This window comes from Phyllobacterium sp. SL163 (genome assembly GCF_049896885.1).
In the GTDB taxonomy this organism is placed as follows: domain Bacteria; phylum Pseudomonadota; class Alphaproteobacteria; order Rhizobiales; family Rhizobiaceae; genus Phyllobacterium; species Phyllobacterium calauticae.
Genome location: NZ_JAFCVE010000001.1, coordinates 552261 through 574919, shown reverse-complemented (window position 1 = coordinate 574919; position 22659 = coordinate 552261). Strand labels below are relative to the sequence as shown.

Genomic DNA, 22659 nt, shown 5'->3' with positions numbered 1-22659 from the left:
CATCGCCCGGTGACGAAAGATCATTTGACGGGGCACCCGAATGCCGGAAAAAGGACTGAGCGCTTCGCATTTGTGTCGACGCGTTTCTTCCGCCCTCACTATGATCGCCGTCCATTGTCGCCCGTATACCTGGAGTTTCCCATGCCAAACAAGAACTATGTCCTCACCCTGTCGTGCGAAGACAAGCCGGGGATCGTGGCATCGGTGACGACGGAGCTTGCGGCGCTGGATGCCAATATCGCCGAGAGCAACCAGTTCTGGGACCGCCAGACCAACCGCTTCTTCATGCGCATCGCCTTTGCCGCCTCGGAAGCCACCTCCAAGGATGATGTCGAGCGGGCGCTGAAACCCGCCATCGAGCGCTTCGGCATGAAGACCACGCTGATCGATCAGGCCAAGAAGCCGAAGATCGTCATCATGGTGTCGAAGTTCGACCATGCGCTGTTGCACCTGTTCTACCAGATCAAGGTCGGCTGGCTCGATGCGGAAGTGGCCGCCATCGTCTCCAACCACGAGGACAGCCGCCGCTTTGCCGAGCATGAGGGCATCCCCTACCACGTGCTGCCCGTGTCGAAGGACAACAAGACGGCGCAGGAGGAGGCGCTGCTGAAGATCGTCAAGGACACCGGCGCCGATCTCGTCATCCTCGCCCGCTACATGCAGGTGCTGTCGGACAACCTGTCAAAACGGCTGTTCGGCAAGGTGATCAACATCCACCATTCGTTCCTGCCGAGTTTCAAGGGGGCAAAGCCCTATCACCAGGCATTCGAGCGCGGGGTGAAGCTGATCGGCGCGACGGCGCATTATGTCACGCCCGACCTCGACGAGGGTCCGATCATCGAACAGGAGACCGAGCGGGTCAGCCATGCCATGAGCGCCGAGGACTTTGTCGCCACCGGCCGCGATATCGAGAGCCGGGTGCTCGCCCGTGCCGTCAAGAAGCACCTCGAATCCCGCGTCATGCTCAACGGCCACAAGACCGTGGTGTTCGGCTAGAGCCTTTCCTGTTTAAATAGAACCAGTTCTGTTTCCCGGATGGCGAGACAATCCACGCGGAAGGCAGCGAGGCCGATGTTGACCCATCGGACGAAGCTGCCTGACAAAGTGGGTGTCCGCCAGCCGGAAACCCGAAGGGCCGGGTGAATTTGGCCCAATTCCATCGGGCTTCGGCTTCGCCCGATGGAAAGGCATCGGTCTCGCCAAACCCCTCGCCCTTGAACCAAATTCCCTCCGGCAGAACGATTCTATTTAAGCAGGAAAGGCTCTAGGGTTTTTCCGCAAAATAGTGTTCCAGATTGGTGACGACGCGATCCGCCATGGCGCGGCGCGTCTCCAGCGTGGCGCTGCCCATATGCGGTTGCAGCACGACATTGTCGAGTTTGAACAGGGCTTCCGGCACGGACGGCTCATCGGCGAACACGTCAAGTCCGGCGCGGCCAAGTTCGCCCGATTGCAGCAGTTCCACCAGCGCCGCCTCGTCGACCACCGTGCCGCGTGCCACATTGACGAATGTTCCGTCGGGACCGAGCGCCTGCAGGACCTCGCGGGAAATCACGCCCCGTGTTGCCTCGCCGCCCGGCAGGATGGCTATGAGCGCGGCGCTGTCGCGGGCGAGCTCGACGAGATTGTCGTAATAGGCATAGGGCGCGTCAGCCTTCCTGCTGCGGGTGTGGTAGGCAACGTCGCATCCGAATGCCAGAAGCTTCTTGGCGATGACGCTGCCGATACGCCCGAGCCCGACAAGGCCGACGCGCTTGCCTTCGATACCCAGCGCCAGCGGTGCGCTTTCGCCCCCAGCCCAGCGCCCCTCGCGCACGAAACGATCGTTCTTGACCAGATCGCGCGTCGCGGCGAGCAGCAATAGCAGCGCCATGTTGGCCGTGTCTTCATTCAGCACATCGGGCGTATTGGCGACCCGGATTCCCCTGGTATTGGCATAGGCGACATCCAGCGAATCCGTTCCGACACCGAAGGACGAAATGATCTCCACCTGAGGCAACAGGTCGATCATATCGGCGGTGATGCCGGTGAACGTGCTGGTCACCGCAGCGCGAAAACGCCCGGCATTCTCCTGCAGGTATTTCAGCGCATCCGTTTCCGCGTAGAGTTTCTCCACCGCATATCTTTTCTCCAGCTCCGCCAGCAGATAGGGCATGAGGGGGCCGAGCACGAGAACCGGTTGTTTTGTCATGAATGGATATCCTTCGGAAAATAACGAGGCAGGAGCGCGATCATAGCCAAATCGCCGGGCTTATGCCAAACCCTCAATAAGAATTTACCTGTAAAGCAATTAATCGTATATGACTTTTTGACACGTTCTGACAATTCTCGTGCTTGTCTTCCCAACCTTGCTATTGTCGAAAATCAAAAACAGAAACCTCCGGACGGAACCCATGCCCAAGACCGTTGAAATTGCCGATTTGAAGAGAATTGCCCAGCGCCGCGTGCCGAAAATGTTTTTCGACTATGCGGATTCCGGTGCCTGGACGGAAAGCACCTACCGCGCCAACGAGGAGGATTTCCGCAAGATCCAGCTGCGCCAGCGCGTGGCCGTCGATATGAGCGACCGGACATTGGAAAGCACCATGGCGGGCCAGGCCGTCTCCATGCCGGTTGCCCTCGCCCCGACCGGCCTGACCGGCATGCAGCATGCGGACGGCGAAATGCTGGCGGCGCAGGCGGCCGAGGAATTCGGCGTGCCGTTCACCCTGTCGACCATGAGCATCTGTTCCATCGAGGACGTCGCCTCGGTGACGAAGAAGCCATTCTGGTTCCAGCTCTATGTCATGCGCGACCGCGACTTCGTCATAGACCTGATCGACCGCGCCAAGGCGGCCAGATGCTCCGCACTGGTGTTGACACTCGATCTGCAGATTCTCGGCCAGCGCCACAAGGATGTGCGCAACGGACTGTCCGCCCCGCCGAAATTCACCGCCAAGCACATCTGGCAGATGGCCACCCGCCCGCAATGGTGCCTCGGCATGCTGAAGACCGAGCGCCGCACGTTCCGCAATATCGTCGGCCATGCCAAGGGTGTCGGCGATCTCTCTTCGCTCGGCACATGGACGGATGAACAGTTTGACCCGCGCCTGTCCTGGAATGACGTCGCCTGGATCAAGGAACGCTGGGGCGGCAAGCTGATCCTCAAGGGCATTCTCGATGTCGAGGACGCGCGCATGGCTGTTTCGACCCGCGCCGATGCCATTATCGTGTCGAATCATGGCGGCCGCCAGCTGGATGGCGCTCCCTCCTCGATCTCAGCGCTCGCCGATATCGTTGACGCGGTCGGCGACAAGATCGAAGTTCTGTTCGATGGCGGCATCCGCTCCGGTCAGGATGTGCTGAAGGCGCTCGCCATCGGCGCCAAGGGCACCTTCATCGGCCGCGCCTTCCTCTACGGGCTGGGTGCCGGCGGCAAGCAGGGCGTCACGCAAGCTCTGGAGATCATCCGCAACGAGCTCGACGTCACCATGGCGCTGTGCGGCGAACGCGACGTCAAGAACCTCGACCGCAACAATCTCTACAAGAGCGGCCTTGAAACCAGGCCGCGCGCGGCCGCGCCCAGGAAAAAGCGTGCCTGATACGATCAATGGCCGGTGCAAACCGGCCAGACATTCTTCTTCGCATTTCAGGTGAGTGGTACGCCCAAGGGGAATCGAACCCCTGTTTGCGCCGTGAGAGGGCGCCGTCCTGACCGCTAGACGATGGGCGCGCAGTCGATTGCGCGGGTATAATCAAGCAAATCGAAAAGTGCAATGACCATTTGCAAGAGAATGGTCATTGCAGCGGTCTGCAATATCTAATTGGCCGCTTCCGAAATGCGCGCCACGACGCGCTTCGTCGCCACGTCATAGACGAGAATCTGCCGCGTGCCGTTTGCCAGCCGCGTTTCCAGTGACAGCATCGATCCTGAAAGATTGTGCGACAGGACGCGCGTGCCGGGATCAAGCGTGATGGCTTCACCCACCAGCGCATCGCCAATCGGCTGCCCCGGCGCCTCGGAACGGACCGCTGCCGGCTTGGCCGCGCCGCCCACCGGCTGGTTAATCTTGTAGACAATGGCCGCAAGCACCGCCATAAGACCAATCACCATGATGCCGATGGAAACAGCCAGAAGCCGGATCATCTTGCGGCGCACCCGTTCCATTGCTGGATCGAGCGGCTGCTCTTCCGTTTCCGTATCAGCATTGATATTGGCCATGTATGGCATTCTCCGAGGTTTCGAAACCAAGCCTCTGTAACGAAGGGACGCGGTCTTTGAAAGAGCTAATTACCGATAACGAGGCAACGGGCAAGCGACTTGACGCTTGGCTCTCGGCGCAGCTGGCACCGGATCTGTCCCGCAACCGCATCCAGGCGCTCATCGGCGACGGGCAGGTCAGCGTCGACGGCAAGGTCGTGCGCGAGACGAAACACAAGCTGCGCGAAGGCATCAGCATCACGGTTGAAATTCCCGAACCGGAAGATGCGACACCCGCCGGCGAAGACATCGCGCTCGACATTCTCTACGAGGATACCGACCTGATCGTCATCAACAAGCCCGCCGGTCTCGTGGTCCATCCCGGCAACGGCAACTGGACCGGCACGCTGGTCAATGCGCTGATCCACCATTGCGGCGATACGCTGTCCGGCGTCGGCGGCGTCAAACGTCCGGGCATCGTGCACCGTCTCGACAAGGAAACCAGCGGCGTCATGGTCGTGGCCAAGAACGACCTTGCCCACCGCCACCTTAGCGCCCAGTTTGCCGATCACGGCCGCACCGGCGATCTGGAACGCGCCTATCTCGCGCTTGTCTGGGGCACGCCCGACCGCAAGACCGGCACCATCGACGCGCCGCTCGGCCGCTCGCACCGCGACCGGACCAAGCAGGCGGTCGTGCATGAGGAACGCGACGACGCCCGCCATGCGGTCACGCATTTCGACGTGCAGGAACGCTTCGGCGCCAAAGAGGATTCGACGGCGGTCGCCTCGCTGATCGAATGCCGCCTCGAAACCGGACGGACCCATCAGATCCGCGTGCACATGGCCCATATCGGCCACCCTCTGGTGGGCGACGTGGAATATGGCAGCGCCTACAAGACCAAGGCCAACAAGCTGGCCGAACCTCTGCAGAGCGTGGTCAAGGGCTTTTCACGGCAGGCGCTGCATGCGCAGGTGCTGGCATTCGAACACCCATCCACCGGCGAGATCATGCGCTTCGAAGCGGATGTACCGGAGGATATGGCCGAACTGCTGACCGCATTCCGGACAACTCCGCTTTAGACCCCCCGCAGAAAAAATCGAAAACACTTGCGGAACTTTATTTCATACCGTACGTTATAGAACGCAGATGGAAATCTTGACTCTGTTGTTCACGTTTATGTGACAAATTGTTTCGGTTCTTAATGCATCGTGTTTTTGACAAAATGCTACCTATATATGGATAGCACTGGTCCGGTCGTGCCGCGCAATGCGGGCGGCCGGTTGCTGCGAACCCGCCGATAATGGGGGTTCATCTCACAATGAGGAGGGGTGCTCAGTGGCCCAAAATCTTCCAAGTATTGTTGCCGGTGACGGGGGACTGACCCGTTATCTCGAAGAGATTCGCCGTTTTCCCATGCTCGAACCGCAGGAAGAGTACATGCTCGCCAAGCGGTATCTGGAGCATGCCGATCCGAAAGCGGCCCATAGACTCGTGACCAGCCATCTGCGGCTCGTCGCCAAGATTGCCATGGGTTATCGCGGCTACGGCCTGCCGATCGGCGAGGTCATTTCCGAAGGCAATGTCGGCCTGATGCAGGCGGTCAAGCGGTTTGAGCCGGAACGCGGCTTCCGTTTGGCGACCTATGCCATGTGGTGGATCAAGGCCTCGATCCAGGAATATGTCCTGCGCTCGTGGAGCCTGGTCAAGATGGGCACGACAGCCAACCAGAAGCGCCTGTTCTTCAACCTGCGCAAGGTGAAGAGCAAGATTCAGGCGCTGGACGATGGCGACCTCAACCCTGAACAGGTCAAGGAAATCGCCACCCGCCTCAGCGTGTCCGAGGACGAGGTCGTATCGATGAACCGCCGGCTGTCCGGTGATGCATCGCTGAACGCCCCGATCCGCTCTTCCGACGGCGAAGCCGGCGGTGACTGGCAGGACTGGCTGGTCGACGACCACGACAGCGCCGAAGACATGCTGATCGAACAGGACGAACTGGAAAACCGACGCGAAATGCTCTCCGGCGCGATGTCATCGCTCAATGACCGCGAACGGCGCATTTTCCAGGCCCGCCGCCTGGCCGACGATCCGGTAACGCTCGAGGACTTGTCGACCGAGTTCGGCATCAGCCGCGAGCGCGTGCGTCAGATCGAAGTGCGTGCTTTTGAGAAGGTGCAGGATGCGGTGAAAGCAGCAGCCAGCAAACAATTGAAGGCGCTGGTTTCGACCGGTTCCGACGCGCGCTGACAAGCGCATCGCGAATGAGACAAAAGGCCCCGGATATCCGGGGCCTTTTGCATTTTCAGCCGCTGCGCCGCCCGTCTCATCCGGCGTTGTAGCAGACGAAAGCCAGCTTGTTGCCGTCCGGATCGCGCGCATAAGCGCCGTAAAAGCCTGCGCCGTAGTGCGGCCTTGGCCCCGGCGCGCCCTCGTCGCTTCCGCCGTTCTGCATCGCCAGCGCATGGAGCCGGTCGACGATGCCGGCATTGTCGAACAGGAAGGCGGTCATACTGCCATTGCCCACCGTTGCAGTCCCGCCGTCAAAAGGATAGCCGACGAAGAATCGTGGAACGGACTCATCCGCGCGCTTGCCCCATGAAACCGACTGCTCATCGCGCCAGCATTGATCAAGATCCATTGCCGCCATGAGCGGATCATAGAAACGCAGGGATTTTTCCAGGTCATTCGTTCCGATCATCGTGTAGCCGATCATCCCCGTCTCCTCCAAATACCCCTGCGGACCGATGACAATATTGACAAAGATCTGCGCTAAAACCAGCCTGTAGGCAAACGATTCACCACAGGCAGCTTTCCATGTTCACCTTAGAACCCGCCACCGTAGAAGATTTCGACCGGCTTCTGCAATTACGCCTTCGTTGCATGCGTGAAAGCCTGGAACGGATCGGGCGGTTCGACGAGTGGCGCGCCTATGACCGCTTTCGCAATTCATACCGCCCGCATTATACAAGGCTCATCATGCGGCCTCAGGGGGAACTGGCCGGATGCGTGGCGATGGGACCGGCAGACGGAGATCTGCTGCTTGAGCATTTCTACATCGCGCCCGAACAGCAGGGAAAAGGTCTGGGCAGCGCGGTTCTGCAGCGGCTGCTTAGCGAAGCCGACGCCGCCGGCCTGCCGATCCGCCTGAGCGTGCTCCAGCAAAGCGATGCCGGACGCTTTTATGCCCGCCACGGTTTTACGCAGACAGGCGAGGACGAGTGGGATGTCTACTACCGGCGCCCGCCGCGAACGGACGCCGGACGGCCGAACATGATGATCCGGCAGCCTACCGCTGAGGACAGCGACCGGATATGCGAAGTGCTGCGACGCTCAATCAAGGAACTGTGCATTGAGGATCACAAGCGCGACGCCCACATCCTCGGTGCGTGGCTCTTCAACAAGACGCCGGAGAATGTCTTGAAATGGATCAGCGATCCAGGGCAGCACATGCTGATCGCTGTGACTGGCAAGACCATATTGGGAGTGGGAGCCGCTGATAGTTCCGGCCAGATCCTGCTCAATTATGTCTCTCCGGATGCACGTTTTCACGGGGTCAGCAAAGCAATACTGCTTGGTCTTGAAAATTATCTCCACGGACGGGGAAACACGCTCAGCAGATTAACGAGCACACGCACCGCACACCGCTTCTATCAAGCCTGCGGCTATGCAGACAGCGAGCCTGCGGAACCAGCCCGCGAGATTGGCGGGCAACCCATGGAAAAACAATTGCGATGAAAAAAGGCTCCGTTTCCACGGAGCCTTTTTCATCGGTCGTTGGGGTGCGACGGACTAGCCGCCCGCCTTGGCCGCCCATGCCTTCAGCACGTCGTCAAAGGCCTTCTCGCCCGGCAAGCCTTTTTCCAGCGTCAGCAGCGCACGGCGTCCAGTCTTGTAGGCAATCGGGATATCGATCCACGACTGACGGCGCAGCAGAGCCATGTTGGTATCAACCGCGGTTTTCGCATCATTCATCGCGATGATGAAGAAGTTGTCGGCAATCTTGGCCGGGATGCCAACGAGCGGGCTGCCGGGAGCCTGTTCGGTATCCTTCAGCGTCATGCGCGACACCGCATCGATGGACCCGCCGGGGAACCCTTCGGGAACCGTGAAGATCATTTCGACGAGATGGCTGGCCGGCAGCGTCTTGTCACCGTTGCGGCGGATGACCATGCGCAGCTTGATGCCACGGTCCGGGATAGTCACCTCGGCGCGGATTGCCGGTTCGGGCGGCAGGTCGTTGCCCGGCGATTCCTGCACCACGGACCAGACGACACCGCCCGCATCCGCCGTGCCGGCATCCTGTCCGGAACGCTCCTCATAGAAAAACGCCTTCTGGCCGATCGGCAGCGCCGCTGGCGGGGGCGTTGTCTGTCCGGCTGGAGCCGTCTGCTGTCCCTGCGCTGGCGGCTGTGTTGCAGGCTGCTGATCCGGCGTCGACGCGGCAACCGATGTGCCTTCGCCCAGCGACGGCGTGTCGTTGGCCGGGCCCGGATTGATTTCCTGTCCGTCCGGCAACAGCCGCTGCGTCAATTTCGGTTCGGGCTTTGCTTCGCCCGCCGGTGCCGTTGGCGCTGCAGGCTGTGCCGCGGGTTGCGCGGGCTGTTCTGTCTTCGCGGGCGGTGTTGCCGGCTGGTTGCTGGCGGTCTCGGCCGGTTTCGCCGGGGCTTTGTCGCCGCCGCCCGTCAGGCTGGCAAGATAGGTCTTGACCGATGCGGCCCGTGCAGCGATCTGGTCCTTGTAGGTCCAGCCGGCATAGGCACCGCCGCCAATGAGGATGAGCAGGCCGAGAAGGCTGACCAGGGGAACCAGCGAACGCTTCTGTTTCGGCTGCTTCAGCGGTCCGCGCGAGTAAACGCCATAGTCCGTGGGCCCGCGATCCTCCGGTTTCAGGTCCGGCTCGTCGTCAAGCTCCTCTTCCGGTCCGCGACCGGATTTCAGCTTGCCGGCCATACCGGAAAAAGATCCGGCAAGGGGGCGCTCATCCGATCGTTCGTTGTGGAACCCGTCCTCCCGGTGCTCGATCGGCTTGGCGCCGCTCGGCGTGTGGGTCGTCAGGAAATCCTCAAGCGCATCGGACTGGGCGATGGGCTTGGTAAAGGATGGCGCGGGCACGACCGGAGGCGTTGCGACAGGTGCCGGCTTTGGCGGCATCGCCGCAGCAGGCTCCGGCTTTGCCACAACCGGTGCCGGGGCAACCGGCAGCGGCGGCGGCGGTGGTGGCGGAACAGGGGCCGCAACGGGAACCGGGTCGGGGACATGCGTCAGATCGTCGAGAGCAGGCGCGAAATCCGACTCGACTTCTATGATCGCATCTTCCAGCGCCTGTTTCTGGCGAACGGCGACAGCTTCCGGCGCATTCAGCGTCGCAAGCTTTTGCTCAATCGTTGCGCGAGCCTTTGCATACACACGTTGACGAAGCTCGGGCTTTGGGTCCGCGAGCCCGTCAATTGTCTTTCTCAATACTGCAACGAAATCAGCCATTCACCCAAACCTATGGTTTTGTTGTGAGATTAACATCGAAACTCGTTTGTGAGTCTAATCATGAAACGGGTCGGTAACAAGTATTGTGTCGTCCCGTTCCGGGCTGGTCGAAAGCAACGCGATCGGCGCACCGATCAGCTCTTCCAGATAGCGGGCATATTTCACCGCCTGCGCCGGCAGTTCGCTCCAGCTGCGCGCTCCGGCTGTTGTCTCTTTCCAGCCTTCCAACGTCACATAGATCGGCTTGACGCGCGCCTGCGCGCCCTGGCTGGCCGGGAGGTAATCGATAACCTCGCCATCGAGTTCATAGCTGGTGCAGACCTTGATCTCATCGAGACCGTCAAGCACATCGAGCTTGGTCAGCGCGATACCGCTGATGCCGTTGTTGGCAACGGCCTGGCGCACCAGCACCGCATCGAACCAGCCGCAACGGCGCTTGCGCCCGGTGACGACGCCGAATTCATGGCCGCGCTGGCCGAGGAATTCGCCAACTTCATTCTGCTGTTCGGTCGGGAACGGGCCTTCGCCGACGCGGGTCGTATAGGCCTTGGTGATGCCGAGAACATAGTGCAGCGAGCCGGGTCCGATGCCGGAACCGGCGGATGCCTGACCGGCCACGGTGTTCGACGAGGTCACGAACGGATAGGTGCCGTGGTCGATATCGAGCAGGGTACCCTGCGCGCCTTCGAACAGGATGCGCTCGCCGGCCCGCTTCTTCTGGTCGAGAACATACCAGACGCGGTCCATGAACGGGATGATGTGCGGCGCGGCCTCAAGCAGTTCGGCCAGCAGCTTGGAACCATCGACTTCCTCAATGCCGAGACCGCGGCGCAGCGGATTGTGATGGGCCAGCAGCCGTTCGATCTTCGCCGGAAGCGTGTCGGGGTCAGCCAGATCAAGCACGTGAATGGCGCGGCGGCCGACCTTGTCTTCATAGGCCGGACCGATGCCGCGGCCGGTCGTACCGATTTTGGTGCCGGAATTGGAGGCTTCGCGGCGGCGGTCAAGCTCGCCATGGATCGACAGGATCAGCGTCGTGTTCTCGGCGATCTTCAGCGTTTCGGGCGTAATGACAACGCCCTGCGCCTCGAGCTTTTTCTTTTCAGCAATGAATGCATGCGGATCGAAGACAACACCGTTGCCGATGATCGAGAGCTTGCCCTTGCGCACCACGCCCGATGGCAACAGCGACAGCTTGTAGGTGACACCATCGACAACCAGCGTATGGCCGGCATTGTGCCCGCCCTGAAAGCGGACAATGATATCGGCCCGTTCGGAAAGCCAATCGACAATCTTGCCCTTGCCCTCGTCACCCCACTGGGAGCCGATCACCACAACATTTGCCATTCAAAACTCCTCGAGTCATAACCTCGTCATGCATTTTTTGCTAAATGCGGTGCTTCTATACAAGCTGGTTCATAAAAGCGCGACAATTCTTTCGGCTGAAGCGTGGCCAATTTGCCATTATTAAACGAATAAACCTATTGTTCTGGCCACACCGCAACACTTCCCCGCCAAAGTATAAGCAGCCCGCCATGAATCGCACCGCATACATCTTTCTGCTCGTCACCGCCCTCCTGTGGGGCGGCAATGCCGTGGCGGGCAAGCTCGCGGTCGGCCATATCTCGCCAATGCTTTTGACCATGCTGCGCTGGCTTATCGCCTTCGCGGTCGTCGCCGCAATCAGCGGCAGCCAGGTCAGGCGGGACTGGAAAGTGCTGCGCGCCCATCTGCCGCTGCTCGCCGCCCTGGGCGGGTTCGGCTTCACCTTCTTCAACATGGCCCTCTACACCGCCTTGAACTATACCTCGGCCATCAACGTCACCATCGAACAGGCCGGCATGCCAATGGTGATCTTCGTTGCCAACCTGCTGCTGTTCGGCATGGCCGTGCGCCCCGGCCAGATCTTCGGCTTCAGCCTGTCGCTCGTCGGCGTGGCTTTGACCGCCGGGCATGGCAGCTTCCTCAAGCTGGCGGAACTCGAGGTCAACCAGGGCGATGCGCTGATGCTGCTCGCTGTGCTGTTCTACAGCGGCTATACCGTGGCATTGCGGCTTCGCCCGGCCATTCACTGGCAAAGCCTGATGACGGTCATGACGTTCTTTGCCTTTGTCACCGCCATCCCGTTCACGATCTGGGAATGGCTGGATGGCGCGCTGGTCGCACCGGATTTTACCGGCACGATGGTCGTGCTTTACACCGCGCTTTTGCCATCGCTTGCCGCGCAGGTGCTGTTCATCAAGGGGGTCGAATATATCGGCGCCAATCGCGCCGGCCTGTTCATCAATGCGGTACCGATCTTCGGCACGCTGCTGGCCGTGATCCTGCTGGGCGAGGCATTTCACCTCTATCATGCCGTCGCCTTGGTGCTGGTTCTCGGCGGCATCGGCATTGCTGAAATCAGCGGCCGCAAGCACGCCGCCGCCTGATCAGGCAAGCCTGCGCAACATGAAACAGGCATCATCCGAATAGGATTTGAGCTTGGTATCGAGTTCCGGCCGCTGCACCACCGCGAAACCCTGCTTCTGCCAGAAGCCGGCGGAATTGTTGACCGAGACCAGCGACATGGTTTCGAGCCCCTCGGCACGCGCCTGATCGGCAAGGATCGACACGATGCGCGGCGCCGCACCGCTGCCGCGCGAGGCGGGCAGGAGCGCGATATCGTGCAGATAATAGGTCGTCGGATGATCCGGCAGGCGCTCAAGCAGGCTGTTCAGGGCCGGCGTGGCAAAGAGTTGCCACGGATGCGTGATCGCATAGCCAAAAAGTTCACCGCCCTGCCCCTCAAGGACAAAGCAGCCTTGGCCGTAAAGACGCATGCGTTCCAGATAGATCGCATCATCCTCGAAAAAATCCGTATGGATGACGGCGGCCATGGCGATGACGGAAGCGAGGTCCCCCGCTTCCATCCGGCGCCAGTTCAGTGTGTGCGTTTGGGATGTCGACATACGCCATCCCTACAATCAGCCGATGTCAAATTCCAGCGGTTTGGCCGAAACAATTGCCTTGTTCACGCGCAGTTCTTCCAGAACATGATCCGGAATCCGCTCGTCGAGATAGAGCATGGCGATGGCGTTGCCGCCGGGATTGTCGCGGCCCAGCGAGAAGTTGGCGATGTTGACGCCGTTCTTGCCGCAGATCGTGCCAAGCATACCGATCATGCCTGGTGTGTCGTTGTTGGTCGTGTAGAGCATGTGCTGGCCAACTTCGGCATCGAGATTGATGCCCTTGATCTGGATGAAGCGCGGCTTGCCGTCGGAAAAACAGGTGCCGGCAATCGAGCGGGTCAATGAAGCGGATTTGACCGTCAGCTTGATATAGCCGTCGAACACACCCGACTTGTCACGACGCACTTCGGAAAGAATAATGCCCCGTTCCTTCACCATGACCGGTGCCGACACCATGTTCACATCCGCCACCTGCGGGCGGATCAGGCCTGCCAGGGCCGCGCTGACCAGCGCCCGGGTGTTCATCGCGGCGGTGGAGCCGTCGAACAGCACTTCCACTTCCTGGATCGGCTCATCGGTAACCTGCCCGACAAAGGCGCCCAGCACTTCCGCCAGCTTGACGAACGGCTTCAGGCGCGGCGCTTCCTCCGCCGTGATCGATGGCATGTTGATCGCGTTGGAAACCGCACCCTTGATCAGGTAGTCCGCCATCTGCTCGGCAACCTGCAGCGCGACATTCTCCTGCGCTTCGCTTGTCGACGCGCCGAGATGCGGCGTGCAGACGACGTTCGGCAGGTTGAACAGCTCGTTCTCCGTCGCAGGTTCCACCTCGAACACATCGATGCCGGCACCGGCAACCTTGCCCGCCTTCAGGGCCGCGACCAGATCCTTCTCGACGATCAGGCCGCCGCGGGCGCAATTGACGATGCGCACGCCATCCTTCATCTTGGCGATGGTATCCGCATTGATGATGCCGCGGGTCTTGTCGGTCATCGGCGTGTGCAGGCTGATGAAATCGGCCCGTGCCAGCAGTTCGTCAAGCTCGACCTTTTCGACGCCCAGCTCTTCGGCCCGGCCTTCCGACAGGAACGGATCGAAAGCGATGACGTGCATCTTGAGGCCGACGCCGCGCGTGGCGACAATCGAACCGATATTGCCGCAACCGATGATACCCAGCGTCTTGCCGGTGATCTCGACGCCCATGAAGCGGTTCTTTTCCCACTTGCCGGCACGGGTGGAAGCGTCGGCTTCCGGCAGTTCGCGGGCAACCGCGAACATCAGCGCGATGGCATGCTCGGCCGTGGTGATGGAATTGCCGAAAGGCGTGTTCATCACGATGATACCCCGGCGGGACGCGGCGGGAATATCGACATTGTCGACGCCGATGCCGGCGCGGCCGATGACCTTCAGGTTAGGGGCGGCGGCAATCAGCTTTTCCGTGACCTTGGTGGCCGAACGGATGGCAAGACCGTCATACTGGCCGATCACTTCGGCCAGCTTTTCCTTGTCCTTGCCGAGATCCGGCAGGTAATCGACCTCTACGCCACGATCCTTGAAGATCTGAACGGCGGTCGGGGAGAGTTTATCGGATACGAGTACGCGCGGTGCCATCATGGCCTCCATCGTTGAATCGGTGAAATTTTGAATGGGGGTGACCGCATCTGCTGCGGTCACGTCAAGCCGGTGAAATCAGGCAGCCTGTTTCAGCGCGGCCTTTTGCGACTGGAATGCCCAGTCAAGCCACAGCGGCAGCGCTTCGAGATCGGCCGTTTCGACCGTCGCACCTGCCCAGATGCGCAGGCCCGATGGAGCATCGCGATAGGCGCCGATATCATAGGCAACGCCTTCCTTCTCCAGAACCGCAACCAGGTTCTTGGCGAAATTGGCCTGGGCATCCTTGTCGAGCGCCGTGATCTCGGGATCGACGATGGTCAGGCACACGGAGGTGTTGGACCGGGTCGCCGGGACCTTTGCCAGATTGGCAATCCATGGCGTGCGTTCGACAAAGGCATCAAGTACGGCAAAATTGCGGTCGGCGCGGCCGACAAGTCCATCCAGACCGCCGAGCGATTTTGCCCAGTTCAACGCATCGATGTAATCCTCGACGCACAGCATCGACGGCGTGTTGATCGTCTCGCCGGAGAAAATACCTTCGATCAGCTTGCCGCCGGAGGTCAGGCGGAAAATCTTCGGCAGCGGCCAGGCGGGCTTGTAGCTTTCCAGCCGTTCGACAGCGCGCGGGCTGAGGATCAGCATGCCATGGGCGCCCTCGCCGCCGAGCACTTTCTGCCAGGAGAAGGTGACGACATCGAGCTTGTCGAAATCAAGACGCTGCGCAAACGCCGCCGAGGTGGCGTCGCAGATGGTCAGGCCCTTGCGGTCCGCCGGAATGAAATCGCCATTGGGCACCCGCACGCCCGAGGTCGTGCCGTTCCAGGTGAAGACGACATCGCGGTCAAAATCGACTGTTGAAAGGTCTGGCAGTTCACCATAACCGGCCTCGATGGTCCGGGCATCGCCAAGCTTCAGCTGCTTGACCACGTCGGTGATCCAGCCCGCGCCAAAGCTTTCCCAGGCAACCATGTCGACGCCGCGCTCGCCGAGCAGCGACCACAGGGCCATCTCGACAGCGCCGGTATCGGACGCCGGAACAATGCCGATGCGGTAATCGGCGGGGACTTGCAGGATATCGCGGGTAAGATCGATCGCCTGTTTCAGCTTCGTCTTGCCGACCTTGGCGCGATGCGAGCGGCCAAGCGGTGCGTCGGAAAGCGCTTGAAGCGACCATCCGGGACGTTTTGCACAGGGACCTGATGAAAAATTCGGGTTAGCCGGGCGCTGCGCCGGCTTTACAAGCGTCGTCATGTTTTCTCCTATCCTCACAGATAGCACGCCTCTCGTTGGGGAGAGGTGGCCCACTCCGGGAACTAGGAGAAATGTCGTTCACAGTCAAGAAATATGTTTGCGTGCGACATTAAATCTGCAAGGACCGGCAGCCTGCAACACAAACGAAAACGGCAGGAGCAATGCTCCTGCCGCCCGAAAAACCAAGTCGTTTCAATCAGAAAGCGTAGCGTACGCCGACCTTGAAATCATGCGACGTGATGTCCTTGAATTTGAACGGCTCAGGATTGGCGCGTGTGAAACGATCAACATAATTATGCGCATTGGCGGTCTGGCCATCGCCAAGATTGACATAGCTGTACCCGACATCGATGGTCATGCGGTCCGTTGCCTTGATGCCGACACCGGCATGCAGCGCCCATGCAAAGTTCCACTGGGAGGCACTGTCGGCATAACCACCGCCGCCATTGAGTATGTTGTCATCGGTGAAGTTGGAGATCGTATTGCGCGACGCACCGATACCACCACCGACATAGGGGGTTATGCCGCTGAATGTGCCGAGATCCGCATAGGCGTTGGCCAGGAACAGCCATTCGGATTTCTTTGCATGGTATTGGTTGGTTCCATACTGTCCCAGTGCGGGATTGGAATAGAAATCAAGGGCACTGAATTCGGTTTTACCGCGATACTGGCCGGTTACGTCCGCACGAAGCCAATCGTTGAACTGGTAACCGACACCAATCTGGCCGGTGATCCCGGCATCGAACGAACCGTCCTCCAGAAAGCCGTGCTGCGCTGCGTCGCCGAAGCCGACATAGTCCAGATTGCCGAGGCGCTGGTTGCTCATGCCGATATCGCCGCGCAGATACCATCCGCCGAACTGCTGCACTTCGACCACCGGTACTTCCACCGGATCCGCAGCATAAGCCGGGATTGCCCCCAGGCATAGCAGAGCTGCACTTGCTGCAGCATATTTATTGAAAATGCCCATTTCATATCCCTCGTCAGGCCCAAAAATCGAAACGCAGCGAATGCTACTAAGGTTCTAGAAGGGAATATGGGGGGAAAAAGTTAAATCCCGCTTAACCGTGTTTGTTCACCATGATCATTAACGTCAACAAACCCCATACCGCCGGGCAGATGTGAAAATGGGCCCGTAAAGGGGCCCATTCAGCGCGTTGCGGCTGGCGGCAATCAGGCTGCCGATTTGACCGACGAGATCACCGAAATGATATCATTGACCACGGTATCGACCAGTTGGCTGTCGTCCCCTTCCGCCATGACACGGATCAAGGGCTCCGTTCCCGACGGGCGGATGACCAGACGACCGGATTTTCCAAGACGGTCGCGGGCATCATCGATCGCCGTCTTGACCTTCTTGTCCTCGAGCGGCTTGCCGCCCGCCGTGCGGATATTCTTGAGCACCTGGGGCACCGGTTCGAACTTGCGGCAGACCTCGCTGACGGGTTTCCCCTCCTCCTGAACCACGGCCAGAATCTGCAGGGCAGAAACAAGTCCGTCGCCGGTCGTGGAGAAATCAGAAATGACGATATGGCCGGACTGTTCGCCGCCGATGTTGAAGCCATGATTGCGCATATGCTCGACCACGTAGCGGTCGCCGACATTGGTGCGGGCCAGGGTCAGGCCGCGATCGCCGAGAAAGCGTTCAAAGCCAAGGTTGGACATGACCGTTGCGACAACGCCGCCGCCGACAAGCCGGTCCGATTCCTGCCAGGACTGCGCGATCACCGCCATCAGCTGATCACCATCGATGATCGAGCCCTTCTCATCGACGATGAGCACACGGTCCGCATCGCCATCCAGCGCAATGCCGATATCCGCCCGCACCTCGTGCACCTTCTTGATCAGGCTCAACGGATGCGTGGAGCCGCAATCCTCGTTGATGTTGGTGCCGTTCGGCTTGTCATTGATCGTCACGACGTCGGCGCCAAGCTCCCACAGGGCAGCGGGCGCAACCTTGTAGGCGGCACCATTGGCGCAATCCACGACGACCCTCAAACCGGCGAGCGAGATGTTCTTCGGCATCGTTCGCTTGGCGAACTCGATATAGCGATAGATATCGCCATCGACACGCTTGGCCCGTCCGAGGGCCTCAAAGCTCGACAACCGCCCCGACAGGTCCTCGTCCATCAGCCGTTCGATCTCAAGCTCGATCTCGTCGGAGAGCTTGAAGCCATCCGGGCCGAAAAGCTTGATACCGTTGTCATGGTAGGGATTATGCGAGGCGGAAATCATCACGCCGATATCGGCACGCAGCGAGCGGCACAGCATGGCCACGGCGGGCGTCGGTATCGGTCCGAGCAGAAAGACATCCATGCCGGTGGAGGTAAAGCCGGCGACCAGCGCGTTCTCGATCATGTAGCCGGAAAGACGGGTGTCCTTGCCGATCACTACCCGGTTGCGGTGATTGCCGCGCTTGAAGGCGAGGCCGACAGCCATGCCGACCTTCATCGCGATATCCGGTGTCATGGGGTAGGCATTTGCCTGTCCGCGAATACCGTCGGTGCCGAAATATTTTCGAGCCATAATGTCTATCCAAACTGTGTGGCCAACTCTCATCCGGCGGCGCCGGTGTTCAGCCTGTTGTGCTTGTGCCTGATCTTCACGCTTATTGCAGAAGACCTTTTCCTGCGCATTTCACAAATTATGTGGCGATTATACTATCATTCAATCCGTGAACAATCCGTGCAAAAACGGCCGGTGAATACCGGCCGTTGCTTGTTGGCGTGTGCCGCAATCAGGATTGCGGCTGGGGTTCGAGCCCCTTGTCAGGCTCATCGCCCTTGCGCGGCTTCTTGGCTGAACCGGCTTTCGGAACAGCCGAACCGCGTGACGGCGGCGTATCATCGCCAAGATCGCGGGCTGGCTTGTTGCCTGCCATGAGGGCCTTGATCTCTTCGCCGGTCAGCGTCTCGTATTCGAGCAGACCTTCGGCAATGGCGATCCATTCCTTCTTCTTCTTCGTCAGAATGACGCGCGCCTGCGTATAGGCATCATCGATCAGCTTGCGCACTTCCGCATCGATCAGCTGCGCCGTCTCCTCGGATACATTCTGCGTCCGGGCAACGGAGTGGCCGAGGAACACTTCCTCCTGGTTTTCGCCATAGGCAACCTGACCGAGCTTGTCGGAGAAGCCCCAGCGGGTCACCATCGCCCGGGCAAGCTTGGTGGCCTGCTCGATATCCGACGATGCGCCGGAGGTGATGTTCTCCTTGCCGAATTTCAGTTCTTCGGCAATACGGCCGCCCATCATGATCGCCAGACGCGAGATCATCCACTTGTAGCTCATGGAATAGCGGTCGGCTTCCGGCAGCTGCATGACCATGCCGAGCGCACGGCCGCGCGGAATGATCGTCGCCTTGTGCAGGGGATCGGCCATCGCCACGTTCAGCGCCACGATGGCGTGACCGGCTTCATGATAGGCCGTCAGTTCCTTTTCCGCCTGGGTCATGGCTGTCGAGCGGCGCTCGGCACCCATCATGATCTTGTCCTTGGCATCTTCGAATTCGAGCATGGTGACGAGGCGCTTGTTGCGGCGCGCTGCCATCAGGGCGGCTTCGTTGACAAGGTTCATCAGATCGGCACCGGAGAAGCCGGGTGTGCCGCGGGCCAGAATCTTCAGATCGACATTGGGTGCCAGCGGAACATTGCGGGCATGAACCTTCAGGATCTTTTCGCGGCCGGTAACGTCCGGATTGGGCACGACGACCTGACGGTCGAAACGGCCCGGACGCAGCAAGGCCGGATCGAGAACATCGGGACGGTTGGTCGCGGCAATCAGGATGACGCCTTCATTGGCCTCAAAACCATCCATCTCGACCAGCAGCTGGTTCAGCGTCTGCTCGCGTTCGTCATTGCCGCCGCCCAGACCGGCGCCGCGATGACGGCCGACCGCATCGATTTCGTCGATGAAGATGATGCAGGGCGCATTCTTCTTCGCCTGTTCGAACATGTCACGCACACGCGATGCACCGACGCCGACGAACATTTCAACGAAGTCGGAACCGGAGATGGTGAAGAACGGCACATTGGCTTCACCGGCGATGGCGCGCGCCAGAAGCGTCTTACCGGTACCGGGAGGACCCACGAGCAGCACGCCGCGCGGAATGCGCCCGCCAAGCCGCTGGAATTTCTGCGCGTCGCGCAGGAATTCGACGATTTCTTCCAGGTCTTCCTTGGCTTCGTCAACGCCGGCCACGTCCTGGAACGTCACGCGCCCATGCGCCTCGGTGAGAAGCTTGGCTTTGGACTTGCCAAAACCCATGGCGCCACGCGAGCCGCCCTGCATCTGGCGCATGAAGAAAATCCACACGCCGACGATCAGGATCATCGGCAGCCAGTTGATCAGCATGCCGACAAACGATGTCGAGCCATCGGTCTCGGGTCGGGCGGCGATCTGGACATTCTTGCTCTCGAGGCGGCCGACGAGGCCGGCATCTCCAGGCGAATAGGTCTGGAACGTTGCGTTATTGTCGGCATAGGTGCCCGTGATGCGGTTGCCGGCGATCGTCACCGTTTTCACGCGGCCATTATTCACGTCCGTTATGAACGTCGAATAGGGCACATCACTGGATGCCGAACGCTGGGAAGGGCTTTGAAAAAGGTTGAACAACGCGATCAGAAGCAAAGCGATAATCGCCCACAGTGCGAAGTTCCGGTAGTTAGGATTCATTATCGGGTCCCATCAATCACAACCGCAAGGACGCGGAATTTACACGTAACATAGGTTCGAAGCGTGGCCTTGCCAAGGCTGGCAATCAAACTGAGATCAATTCTTATCAATCTGGTTTACAGAAAATCGCTTGTAATCCTGCAAACCAAACAATTTTGCCACGCCGGCGGCAAGGTTTTCATCATAGCCTGAAAGGATATGATCGAACAGGGCGACGTGTCGTGTCACCTCGACCCCCGCAGGCACATTCCCGTGATGCGGCCCGGCCGGGACGGCAACAATCCGGCCCTCGACCACAAGGGCCGGGCTGGATGAGATCGAAGCGCGGTGCACATTCCCGCAGCCGCCCTCCTGCAAAAACACCACCCCGTCATCGCCCGCCGCCCTGATCCGCAGCGCGATCGGCGCGCCATTCGACACGCGGTAACGACCATCCCAGACGATGGTGCAACCGGGTGCGATGACGGCATCGGGAATCGAACGCATTTCGCGGTATATGGTTACGCCCGTCTTAACCCGCTGGATTATGCAGCGGCCAAGACTCATGCGGCGGGGGCCATCCGCGCCGATGAGATGGCGGACGGCCTTGCCGCATTCCTGCACGGACGGCAGAAACGACAGGCCGCCCATAGCGGCCAATAGAACCCCCATGGCGAGAGGTTGAGCGTCATCGCCATACTGATCGAAACCTGCGGTGTTCACCGCTGCCCTGACGCCGTCCGTCACCGTGACATGACCCAGCAGGAGCGTCGCCGCCTCGCCGTTGACGGAAAGCCGCTGCGCGCCTTTGCGCGCAACGCGCGCTGGAATGTCGCCGCTGCCCTGTTCCTGCAGCGCCGTCCTGACCTGCACCCGTTCGGACTGCGGATTGGCATTGGACGGATCGTCGCGCCAGACGATTGCCCGCGCGCGCAGATAGCCGCGCAAGTCTTCGCGCCTGATCCCGAGCAGCGGCCTGACCAGCCATGTCTCCCGCTCAAGCAGGGTGAACCGCGCCATGCCGGCAAGGCCGCGTTCGCCGCCGCGCGCCGCGCGCATCATGAAGGTCTCGTTCTGATCGTCCAGCGTATGGCCGGTCAGGATCACATCGGTTTCCGCTTCGCCGGCGGCGTCGCGAAGCAGCCGGTAGCGGGCCTCGCGCGCCTTGGCGGACAGCCCGGTGGCGGGCTTGGCTCCGGCCCAGTTGACAATATTGTGGTCGAGCCCCGCCGCCTTGCACAGGTCGGCGACATACAAGGCCTCCTCCGCTGATTCCGCCCGCAGCCCATGATCGACGGTGATGGCAACGATACGGGGAAAGGCGCCCCGGCTTTTGCGCAGATCATCAAGCAGGAAAAGCAGAGCGAGAGAATCGCTGCCGCCGGAAACGGCAACGACGACCGCCGTCAGACGGTCGAAATCGATTCCAGCGAAAATCTCTTCCGGATCGAGGCGATGGTCAGCATTTGTTGGCGGCACGTTCATTCTTCACGCGCTCTTTGAGCGCGACCGAGAGGCTGGGATAGCGTGAGCTCACCGTTGCAAAGGTGGCGCAGGCGACATCGTGGTCCTTCATCTTCGCCAGCGTCATGCCGAGCTTGAGCAGGTTTTCCGGGCTTTTCTTGGAATCGGGAAACTGCTTGTGGTTGTCGATGAAGACCGATGCCGCTTCCTGGTAGCGCTCCTGGCCATACAGCGATTCGCCGAGCCAGTAGCGCGCGTCGGGATCGGAGGGATCTTTCGGGAACCGCTCGATATGGCTGCGGAAGGCAGCTTCGGCATTGCGATAATCGCCGGACAGGAACAATTGATAGGCCTGCCGGTACAGCGCATTGGGATCATCCGTCTGCGGGAGCGACGCAAGGCTGGGATTGGCTGCCGGAGCGGTGTCGTTCCTTGTTTCACCGATTACGTTGCCATTGGCATCGAACTCAATCTGTCCGAGCGCGCGCGGCGGTTCGCCGACCTGCGGAGACTGCGGAGCATTGGGCTGAGGGTCAATAGCAGCGGAATCGGTGCTGTCGGATGGGGATGTCCGCGACGGAGCGGCGGGGTAAGCGGAGGCATCTGGCGATGCCTCCCCTGTTGTCCGAGAAGGCGCGGCACCGGCAACCGTACGGTCGCCCTTGCCGCCGGCATCGGTTTTCTTACCGCCGCCCTTCTTTTCCAGTTCCTGGAAACGGAACTCATTGTCTTCCTGAACCTTGCGCATCTGCTCCTGCATTTGCAGCAACTGGAAATTAAGGTCTTCGATCTTGCCTGTCAGCTGCCTGATCTGCTCTTCCAGCTGGCTGACACGCGGATCGCCTGCCTGAGCCATAAGGATCGGCGCATCGCTTTTCCCGACATTTGCCTTCGGCGCAGCGGGAAAAAAGCTGCCATCAAGGTTCGAGGCATGGCTGGCGCCGGTTGCCAGAAAAGGCAGAACCGCCACAGCCATAACCAATCTTTTCAGTCGTTTGTTCATTCCTTTACCGCCCCTGATATGGGAATTTAACCACCGCAACGATTTACGGCGAACCTATCTAACA

Annotated in this window: 19 protein-coding genes and 1 tRNA gene; 6 read left to right on the top strand and 14 right to left on the bottom strand. The window is 60.2% G+C overall.

The features are described from left to right. Positions 1 to 141: 141 nt before the first annotated feature. Positions 142 to 996 carry a formyltetrahydrofolate deformylase gene (purU, locus tag ACP7B1_RS02870; protein ID WP_426136421.1) on the top strand — a complete coding sequence of 285 codons (855 nt, stop codon included), beginning with the start codon at positions 142 to 144 and terminating at the stop codon, positions 994 to 996. A 268-nt stretch (positions 997 to 1264) separates the two neighbouring features. Here purU and ACP7B1_RS02865 read toward each other — a convergent pair whose 3' ends face one another. Next, entirely contained in the window at positions 1265 to 2191 is a 927-nt protein-coding gene (locus tag ACP7B1_RS02865; RefSeq protein WP_346307458.1) for a 2-hydroxyacid dehydrogenase, read from the bottom strand. A gap of 202 nt (positions 2192 to 2393) precedes the next feature. Here ACP7B1_RS02865 and ACP7B1_RS02860 point away from each other — a divergent pair, with 202 nt between their 5' ends. Next, entirely contained in the window at positions 2394 to 3581 is a 1188-nt protein-coding gene (locus ACP7B1_RS02860) for an alpha-hydroxy acid oxidase (RefSeq protein WP_426136419.1), read from the top strand. 56 nt (positions 3582 to 3637) lie between these two features. On the opposite strand, the gene ACP7B1_RS02855 is transcribed toward ACP7B1_RS02860, so the two are convergent. After that, a tRNA-Glu gene (locus ACP7B1_RS02855) sits at positions 3638 to 3712 on the bottom strand. A gap of 87 nt (positions 3713 to 3799) precedes the next feature. Continuing rightward, complete coding sequence (locus ACP7B1_RS02850; RefSeq protein ID WP_319025543.1) at positions 3800 to 4201, bottom strand: fimbrial protein; 402 nt, start codon at positions 4199 to 4201, stop codon at positions 3800 to 3802. A 2-nt stretch (positions 4202 to 4203) separates the two neighbouring features. Here ACP7B1_RS02850 and ACP7B1_RS02845 point away from each other — a divergent pair, with 2 nt between their 5' ends. Both ACP7B1_RS02845 and rpoH read left to right on the top strand, forming a co-directional pair. Continuing rightward, positions 4204 to 5262, top strand: coding sequence for an RluA family pseudouridine synthase (locus ACP7B1_RS02845; RefSeq protein WP_346307460.1), 1059 nt, complete (start codon positions 4204 to 4206; stop codon positions 5260 to 5262). Between the two features lie 256 nt (positions 5263 to 5518). Next, positions 5519 to 6430 (top strand): RNA polymerase sigma factor RpoH, encoded by a 912-nt coding sequence (gene rpoH / locus ACP7B1_RS02840; RefSeq protein ID WP_223613638.1) that lies wholly within the window; start codon positions 5519 to 5521, stop codon positions 6428 to 6430. A gap of 76 nt (positions 6431 to 6506) precedes the next feature. Here the strand turns inward: rpoH and ACP7B1_RS02835 are convergent, their stop codons facing one another. Continuing rightward, positions 6507 to 6896, bottom strand: coding sequence for a VOC family protein (locus ACP7B1_RS02835; RefSeq protein WP_346307461.1), 390 nt, complete (start codon positions 6894 to 6896; stop codon positions 6507 to 6509). A 101-nt stretch (positions 6897 to 6997) separates the two neighbouring features. Here ACP7B1_RS02835 and ACP7B1_RS02830 point away from each other — a divergent pair, with 101 nt between their 5' ends. Beyond that, positions 6998 to 7918, top strand: coding sequence for a GNAT family N-acetyltransferase (locus tag ACP7B1_RS02830; protein ID WP_426136416.1), 921 nt, complete (start codon positions 6998 to 7000; stop codon positions 7916 to 7918). 54 nt (positions 7919 to 7972) lie between these two features. On the opposite strand, the gene ACP7B1_RS02825 is transcribed toward ACP7B1_RS02830, so the two are convergent. Continuing rightward, positions 7973 to 9664, bottom strand: a complete 1692-nt coding sequence (locus ACP7B1_RS02825; protein ID WP_346307141.1) for a hypothetical protein — start codon at positions 9662 to 9664, stop codon at positions 7973 to 7975. 54 nt (positions 9665 to 9718) lie between these two features. Continuing rightward, positions 9719 to 11011: an adenylosuccinate synthase gene (locus ACP7B1_RS02820; RefSeq protein WP_223613641.1), complete on the bottom strand. Its 1293-nt coding sequence runs from the start codon at positions 11009 to 11011 to the stop codon at positions 9719 to 9721. Between the two features lie 188 nt (positions 11012 to 11199). Here ACP7B1_RS02820 and ACP7B1_RS02815 point away from each other — a divergent pair, with 188 nt between their 5' ends. Further along, positions 11200 to 12093 carry a DMT family transporter gene (locus ACP7B1_RS02815; protein ID WP_346307142.1) on the top strand — a complete coding sequence of 298 codons (894 nt, stop codon included), beginning with the start codon at positions 11200 to 11202 and terminating at the stop codon, positions 12091 to 12093. On the opposite strand, the gene ACP7B1_RS02810 is transcribed toward ACP7B1_RS02815, so the two are convergent. From ACP7B1_RS02810 to ybgF, 8 genes are all read right to left on the bottom strand, one after another. After that, positions 12094 to 12612: a GNAT family N-acetyltransferase gene (locus ACP7B1_RS02810; RefSeq protein ID WP_346307143.1), complete on the bottom strand. Its 519-nt coding sequence runs from the start codon at positions 12610 to 12612 to the stop codon at positions 12094 to 12096. A gap of 15 nt (positions 12613 to 12627) precedes the next feature. Continuing rightward, complete coding sequence (gene serA, locus ACP7B1_RS02805) at positions 12628 to 14223, bottom strand: phosphoglycerate dehydrogenase (RefSeq protein WP_426136413.1); 1596 nt, start codon at positions 14221 to 14223, stop codon at positions 12628 to 12630. A 78-nt stretch (positions 14224 to 14301) separates the two neighbouring features. Continuing rightward, the gene (locus ACP7B1_RS02800) at positions 14302 to 15477 is read right to left on the bottom strand and encodes a phosphoserine transaminase (protein WP_346307145.1); all 1176 of its coding nucleotides are present in this window, start codon (positions 15475 to 15477) and stop codon (positions 14302 to 14304) included. 196 nt (positions 15478 to 15673) lie between these two features. Next, positions 15674 to 16447, bottom strand: a complete 774-nt coding sequence (locus ACP7B1_RS02795; RefSeq protein ID WP_346307146.1) for an outer membrane protein — start codon at positions 16445 to 16447, stop codon at positions 15674 to 15676. Positions 16448 to 16650: 203 nt separating this feature from the next. Then, the gene (glmM, locus tag ACP7B1_RS02790; RefSeq protein ID WP_223613647.1) at positions 16651 to 18003 is read right to left on the bottom strand and encodes a phosphoglucosamine mutase; all 1353 of its coding nucleotides are present in this window, start codon (positions 18001 to 18003) and stop codon (positions 16651 to 16653) included. A 211-nt stretch (positions 18004 to 18214) separates the two neighbouring features. Continuing rightward, positions 18215 to 20149: an ATP-dependent zinc metalloprotease FtsH gene (gene ftsH / locus ACP7B1_RS02785; RefSeq protein WP_346307147.1), complete on the bottom strand. Its 1935-nt coding sequence runs from the start codon at positions 20147 to 20149 to the stop codon at positions 18215 to 18217. A 96-nt stretch (positions 20150 to 20245) separates the two neighbouring features. Beyond that, positions 20246 to 21607, bottom strand: a complete 1362-nt coding sequence (gene tilS / locus ACP7B1_RS02780) for a tRNA lysidine(34) synthetase TilS (protein WP_346307148.1) — start codon at positions 21605 to 21607, stop codon at positions 20246 to 20248. After that, a complete protein-coding gene (gene ybgF, locus ACP7B1_RS02775; RefSeq protein ID WP_346307149.1) occupies positions 21588 to 22568 on the bottom strand; it encodes a tol-pal system protein YbgF in 981 nt (326 codons plus the stop codon). The genes tilS and ybgF overlap by 20 nt, the downstream gene beginning before the upstream one ends. Between the last annotated feature and the right edge of the window lie 91 nt (positions 22569 to 22659).

Excerpts from the sequence above, each read along its gene's own strand:
- purU (WP_426136421.1), top strand. The coding sequence starts at position 142 with ATGCCAAACAAGAACTATGTCCTCACCCTGTCGTGCGAAGACAAGCCG.
- ACP7B1_RS02865 (WP_346307458.1), bottom strand. The coding sequence starts at position 2,191 with ATGACAAAACAACCGGTTCTCGTGCTCGGCCCCCTCATGCCCTATCTG.
- ACP7B1_RS02860 (WP_426136419.1), top strand. The coding sequence starts at position 2,394 with ATGCCCAAGACCGTTGAAATTGCCGATTTGAAGAGAATTGCCCAGCGC.
- ACP7B1_RS02850 (WP_319025543.1), bottom strand. The coding sequence starts at position 4,201 with ATGGCCAATATCAATGCTGATACGGAAACGGAAGAGCAGCCGCTCGAT.
- ACP7B1_RS02845 (WP_346307460.1), top strand. The coding sequence starts at position 4,204 with ATGGCATTCTCCGAGGTTTCGAAACCAAGCCTCTGTAACGAAGGGACG.
- ACP7B1_RS02835 (WP_346307461.1), bottom strand. The coding sequence starts at position 6,896 with ATGATCGGCTACACGATGATCGGAACGAATGACCTGGAAAAATCCCTG.
- ACP7B1_RS02830 (WP_426136416.1), top strand. The coding sequence starts at position 6,998 with ATGTTCACCTTAGAACCCGCCACCGTAGAAGATTTCGACCGGCTTCTG.
- ACP7B1_RS02825 (WP_346307141.1), bottom strand. The coding sequence starts at position 9,664 with ATGGCTGATTTCGTTGCAGTATTGAGAAAGACAATTGACGGGCTCGCG.
- ACP7B1_RS02820 (WP_223613641.1), bottom strand. The coding sequence starts at position 11,011 with ATGGCAAATGTTGTGGTGATCGGCTCCCAGTGGGGTGACGAGGGCAAG.
- ACP7B1_RS02815 (WP_346307142.1), top strand. The coding sequence starts at position 11,200 with ATGAATCGCACCGCATACATCTTTCTGCTCGTCACCGCCCTCCTGTGG.
- ACP7B1_RS02810 (WP_346307143.1), bottom strand. The coding sequence starts at position 12,612 with ATGTCGACATCCCAAACGCACACACTGAACTGGCGCCGGATGGAAGCG.
- serA (WP_426136413.1), bottom strand. The coding sequence starts at position 14,223 with ATGGCACCGCGCGTACTCGTATCCGATAAACTCTCCCCGACCGCCGTT.
- ACP7B1_RS02800 (WP_346307145.1), bottom strand. The coding sequence starts at position 15,477 with ATGACGACGCTTGTAAAGCCGGCGCAGCGCCCGGCTAACCCGAATTTT.
- ACP7B1_RS02795 (WP_346307146.1), bottom strand. The coding sequence starts at position 16,447 with ATGGGCATTTTCAATAAATATGCTGCAGCAAGTGCAGCTCTGCTATGC.
- glmM (WP_223613647.1), bottom strand. The coding sequence starts at position 18,003 with ATGGCTCGAAAATATTTCGGCACCGACGGTATTCGCGGACAGGCAAAT.
- ftsH (WP_346307147.1), bottom strand. The coding sequence starts at position 20,149 with ATGAATCCTAACTACCGGAACTTCGCACTGTGGGCGATTATCGCTTTG.
- ybgF (WP_346307149.1), bottom strand. The coding sequence starts at position 22,568 with ATGGCTGTGGCGGTTCTGCCTTTTCTGGCAACCGGCGCCAGCCATGCC.